The sequence below is a fragment of the Myxococcus llanfairpwllgwyngyllgogerychwyrndrobwllllantysiliogogogochensis genome, assembly GCF_006636215.1.
Taxonomy (GTDB): domain Bacteria; phylum Myxococcota; class Myxococcia; order Myxococcales; family Myxococcaceae; genus Myxococcus; species Myxococcus llanfairpwllgwyngyllgogerychwyrndrobwllllantysiliogogogochensis.
Map to the genome: position 1 here is coordinate 1 of NZ_VIFM01000436.1, position 5394 is coordinate 5394.

The 5394-nt window shown below is 70.4% G+C and carries 3 protein-coding genes and 1 pseudogene; 2 read left to right on the forward strand and 2 right to left on the reverse strand.

What is annotated here, in order from left to right:
• Both FJV41_RS47740 and FJV41_RS47745 read left to right on the forward strand, forming a co-directional pair.
• Window positions 1–656: pseudogene (locus FJV41_RS47740) on the forward strand (GspE/PulE/PilB domain-containing protein); the annotation flags it as partial.
• Between the two features lie 117 nt (window positions 657–773).
• Entirely contained in the window at window positions 774–2714 is a 1941-nt protein-coding gene (locus FJV41_RS47745) for an ATP-binding response regulator (protein ID WP_141649287.1), read from the forward strand.
• A 52-nt stretch (window positions 2715–2766) separates the two neighbouring features.
• Here the strand turns inward: FJV41_RS47745 and FJV41_RS47750 are convergent, their stop codons facing one another.
• On the reverse strand, window positions 2767–5118 hold the full coding sequence (locus tag FJV41_RS47750; RefSeq protein WP_141649288.1) for a protein kinase domain-containing protein: 2352 nt from the start codon (window positions 5116–5118) through the stop codon (window positions 2767–2769).
• A gap of 78 nt (window positions 5119–5196) precedes the next feature.
• Window positions 5197–5394 (reverse strand): PDZ domain-containing protein (locus FJV41_RS47755; protein ID WP_141649289.1); only part of this gene is annotated, 198 nt, incomplete at its 5' end.

Here is a 5394-nt window from a genome sequence, read left to right on the forward strand (position 1 = left end):
CCCCCGCGCCGCGCCCGGTGGCGCCGCCGCCGCCCATGCCGCCCCCGCCTCCTCCGATGCAGGTGGGCGTGCCCGCGGCCCCGGTGCCTCCGAGGCCGCCGGTGGCACCCGTGGCGAGTCCTCCCGTGGCCACCGCGCCCGTGCAGCGTCCGCCCGAGCCACCTCCCACGCCGCTGACGTTCGCGGAGGCGCAGGCGGAGCTGGCGCGCAGCACGGACCGCGAGGATGTGGCGCGCACGGTGCTGCGCTTCGCGCTGGGCAAGTGGCGGCGCAACCTGCTGCTGTCGGTGCAGGGCAGCCTTGTGACGGGCTGGCACGGCATGGGCCCGGGGGTGCGCGAGGCGGCGGTGCGTCGCATCGGCGTCGCGCTCCGGGAGCAGAGCACGTTCCGTCTGGTTCGTGACACACGCTCGCACTACGTGGGGCCGGTGCGCCGGGACGCGGCGATGGGCGTGTTCTACAAGCTGCTGGGTGGCGGCTTCCCGACGACGGCGGTCATCCTGCCGCTGCTGGTCCGGGGCAAGGTCGTGCACCTGTTGTACGTGGACAATGGGCCGGATCAGCTCACGCCGCCGGACGTGGGCGAGCTGATGATCCTCTCGCAGAGCGTGGGTCGCTCGTACGAAGCGATGATGCGGCGCCGCAAGAGCGCGTAGTCCCCGTTCGGGATTCTCGAAGACGGTTCGGGTGTTCGCTGACGCCGCGGTGACGTGGCGTCGCGAGACCGGGTGCGTTTCGTCCCAGTGACGGACGCGGGTTCACGGGAGCAAGGCTTGGAAGACGACGGCAACCAGGGGACAGCACCACACGAGGCGCAGCTTCGGGACCTCCTGGCCGCGATGGAGGCAGCCAACCAGGGTGACTTCTCGCGGCGCGTGTCCGTCCGGGGAGCGAATCCGCTCATGGACCGTTTGGCGGAGACCTTCAACACGGGCGCGGAGCGGTGGTCGGCCCTCTCGCGAGAGGTTGCCCGGGTGGGCCGCGAGGTGGGAGTCGAGGGGCGGCTCGGCGCGCGGGTCGACGTGGCGCGTTCCGTCGGAGCGTGGCGGGACCTGGCGGACGGAGTGAATGTCCTCGCCGGCAGTCTCTCCGCGCAGGTGCGGGACCTCATCCGGGTGAGCGGCGCGGTGGCGCAAGGGGACCTGTCGCAGACGCTCACCGTGGAGGTCCGGGGCGAGTCGCTGGAGCTCAAGAACATCGTCAACAGGATGGTGGCGCAGTTGACGACCTTCGCGAGCGAGGTGAATCGCGTCTCGCGGCGGGTCGGTGTGGAGAGCACGGGCGGCGGCGCTGACACGGGGCACTCCGGCGTGTGGAAGGAGCTCAACGACAACGTGGGCTTCACGGAGAAGCTGGCGCTCGCGTCACGGCACAAGAGCGAGTTCCTGGCGAACATCAGCCACGAGCTGCGCACGCCGCTCAACAGCCTGCTCATCCTCGCGAAGCTCCTCTCGGAGGACTCGGACCAGCGGCTGGGGCCGAAGGAGGCGGAGTACGCGCGGACCATCCATGCCTCGGGCGTGGATCTGCTCTCTCTCATCAACGACCTGCTGGACCTGTCCAAGGTGGAGGCGGGGAAGCTGCGGATCGAACCGGAAGAGGTGGCGCTCACGGAGGTGAAGTCGCTCATCGAGCGCGACTTCCAACACGTCGCCGAGCAGAAGGGCCTGGGCTTCGGCGTCGCGCTCTCGGGCACGCTACCTCCGACGCTGCGCACCGACTCCATGCGGCTTCGGCAGGTGCTCAAGAACCTGCTGTCGAACGCCTTCAAGTTCACGGATGCGGGGCGAGTGGAGCTGCGCATCACCCAGATGGCCCAGGGGTTGTTCCACTTCGAGAACCCGGTCCTGAATCAGGCCGACGAGGTGCTGTCGTTCAGCGTCGTGGACACGGGCATCGGCATCGCGCAGGACAAGCTCCAGCGCATCTTCGAGGCCTTCCAGCAGGCGGAGCCGGGCACGGGTCGCAAATACGGGGGCACGGGCCTGGGGCTGTCCATCAGCCGCGAGCTGGCGCGCCTCCTGGGCGGAGAGCTGCATGTCGCCAGTGAACTGGGGCGTGGCAGCACCTTCACGCTCTACCTGCCTGATGTCTATGTGGGGGCGGAAGCCCTGGACGAGGTGGGGGAGTCGCGGGACTCCACTCGCGCTGGAAGGTCCGTCGTGCAAGGCGCGGTGGAGCTTTCGGCGGCCGACATCCCGGCGTTTGCCCGGGGCGAGCCGACACAGGGCGGTCCTCGTGGGCCTGACGATGGCTCGAACTCAGTCGTGGTGGCGGGGGCTGGGGTCCTGGAAGAGGGGCGCGAGTCGAGAATGCTCGACTACGACGCGCCGCCCGAGACGGTCATGCGGCGTCGCGTGCTCGTCGTGGACGACAACATCCGAGAGGCCTTCTCACTCATCAGCGTCCTGGAGTCGCGCGGGCTGGAGAGCCTCCACGCGGAGAGCATGGACGAGGCCCTGCGTGTCCTGTCGGACTCGCCCGAAGTGGATGGACTGCTGCTGCTCATCGCGATGACGGAAGCGGGCTACACGGCCCTGAGGACGCTCCGCGGGGATGCGCGCTTCAGGGGGCTGCCCATCGTCGTCGTCACGGCGAATGCGCGCGATGACGAGCGGGCGAAGTGCCTGGACGCGGGCGCCAGCGACTGCGTGACGCGTCCCCTGGACACCGACCAGGTCATCGCGCTGCTGCGCCTGGAGCGCCGCGCGTAGGCGCTGGCAGGGCTCATTTCCGGGAGCGCCTGCCAGCGAGCATCGAGGGGGTCTACTCCTCGGAGGGCGATTCGAAGTCCACGTCGAACGAGACGCGCTGCCCGGGCTCCAGCTTGAAGGTCTTCTGCCACCGCGCGCCGTTGGCGATGACGAGGAGCTGGTGCGTGCCTTCGTAGACGTCCTGCTCCTCCACGGGAGCGGCGCCGACGAGCCGACCGTTGAGCGTGACGATGGCGTCCTTGGGCGCGCGCACGTTGATGAAGCCCTTGTTGAGGAAGATCTGCTGCGCGTTCCGTCCGCCCGCGGTGATGGTGAACGTTCGTGCCACCTGGATGCCGAGCACGGCATTGGTGAGCGTGAGCACGTGACGGCCGGCGGGCAGGGCCACGCTGAGCGGCGTGCGACCGAGGAACCCGCCGGAATAGGACACGTCCACACGAGGGTCGACGGTGAGGTCCAGGAAGCCCGTCGCAATCACCTCGGCGCCCGCATCCACGCCACTGTCAGCGCTCGTCCCCGCGTCGGTATCCAGGCCGACCATCGCCACGGACGGAGGACCCGCGTCCTCCAGCTCCGCTTCGATTCGAGGGGGCAGTCGCTGGACGATGACGGCCGCTCCACCCAGCGCGAGCACCGTGCCCACGCCCACGGCGGCGAGCCAGGCCCGGGAGGACTTTCGAGGAGTACCGGCCGTGGGCGGCACGGGGCCCGAGGCAGGCACAGCCCCCGCTTGCGGCGCGGAGACCCCGGATGCACCCGCTCCACTCGCGACGCCCGGTGAGGTGCCCGCGAGCGGCGCGGCACCCATGGTTGAGGAAGCGGTGGCCGCGGAGGGCCCGGAGCTCACGGTGGCGGCGGGCGTTCCCGAACTCAAGGTCGCCGACTCAGTGGCAGCCGGAGTTCCAGCGCTCGCGGTAGCCGACCCGGTGGCGGTGGGAGTTCCAGCGCTCGCGGTAGCCGACCCGGTGGCGGTGGGAGCTCCAGCGCTCGCGGTAGCCGACCCGGTGGCGGAAGGAGTTCCAGCGCTCGCGATAGCCGACCCGGTGGCGGCCGGAGTTCCAGCGCTCGCGGTAGCCGACACGGTGTCGGCGGGAGTTCCCGTGCTCGTGGTAGAGACACCCGCGCTGCTGGTCCCGTCCGGGGTACTCGTCGACGCGGTGGCGGAGGCGCTCCCCGTCGCGGGAAGGGTCGCGACGGCGGGCAGCGTGGGATTGGAAGCGGTGATGCTCGTCGCCTCGGTGGCGGGCGCTGCTCCCGCCGCGACGGTCGCGGAGGAGCCCGTGCTCTCCGTCGATGGAGCAGGGCTCGTCGTCGTGCTCACCTCGGCGAGTTGCACGCCGCTGGTGCCGCCGGACATGGCCGCGAGGATGGAGAGCTGGCCCTGCATCGCCGGCCAGACCTTCGGAATGGCCGAAGGGGGCAGGGTGCCCGTGACGAGGAACTCCGCCACGGCGGGAGGGGCGACGCCGACCTTCTGGAGCACGTCCGCGATGCCCGCCTCGATGACCCGGCGCCGCGCGGCGCGGGCCTCGTTCTCCGGCGGGAACAGTTTGGCGAGGTAGTCCGCCAGCGACGTGTGCGCGGGCAGCGTGCCGACCGCCTCCACAATCGCTTCACGGAAGGCGTGCGCGGACGGGTACCGGTCATACGCGCGCTTCGCCGTTGCTTTGCGCACCACCGCATCCAGCTTCAGCGGCACGTCCACGGACATCGTCGGCAGCGTGCGCGTGAGCGTCGCCTTGTCCGGGTCCGCGTTGTCCTTGAAGGGCATCTTCCCGGACAGGCACTCGTGCAGCACGAGTCCAAGCAGGAACACGTCCGACTGGACATTCACGGCCTCGCGGCCCCCCAACAGTTGCTCGGGAGCGCTGTACGCGCGGCGGTTCTTCACTCGCTTTCCATCGCGCTCGCGCGGGGCCACGCTGAGCGCGCCGTAGCCCGTTACCTTTGTCAGGCCGCTGAACGAGAGCATCAGCGTCTCGGGCCGCACGTCGCCGTGCACCAGCGGCGAGCCGTCGTCGTTGCCGGCCATGTGCGCGTAGTGCAGGCCCGTGGCGGCATCCGCGGCCACCAGCGCGGCCAGCGGCGGAGGCAGCCGAGGGCTCGCCTCCAGCACGCGGCGCAAGGGTTCTCCATCGGCGAACTCGGTGACGCGCGCCAGACCGCCGTCCTGGGCCGCGAGGCTGTGGACGCGCAGGATGTTCGGGTGCTCGAAGACGAGCGCCCGGCCCGTCTCTCGCGTCAGCTTCGCCGTCAGCTCCGGGCTCTGCACCACCTCCTGCGGAGCCCAGATGAGAACCACGGGGCGAGGAGGCAAGCCATCCTCGAGGGCAAGCCCCAGGAAGGCTCGGGAGCCCGCCCCGGCGAGCAGGGGACCAAGTGACAGGTAGCGCACGGTGCTCATGGGGCACGCATGCTAGTGCGAGTTGCGCCCCCATCGAAATCCGAGGAAGCCGCTGCCACGCCTGCCCGGAGGCCAGCCCTACAGGCTCTGGCCCCGGTCCTGCTCGAAGGGCAGCGTGATGTGGTACCCGTAGCGGCCCCTCCGCACGAGCAACAACACGCTCCGTCCGCGCCTCGCCGTCACCAGGGCCTCCTTGAACGCGTCCGCCGAGGCCACCGGCTGGTTGTTCACCCGGAGGATGATGTCCCCGGGCTCCAGCCCCACCTCCTGTCTCTT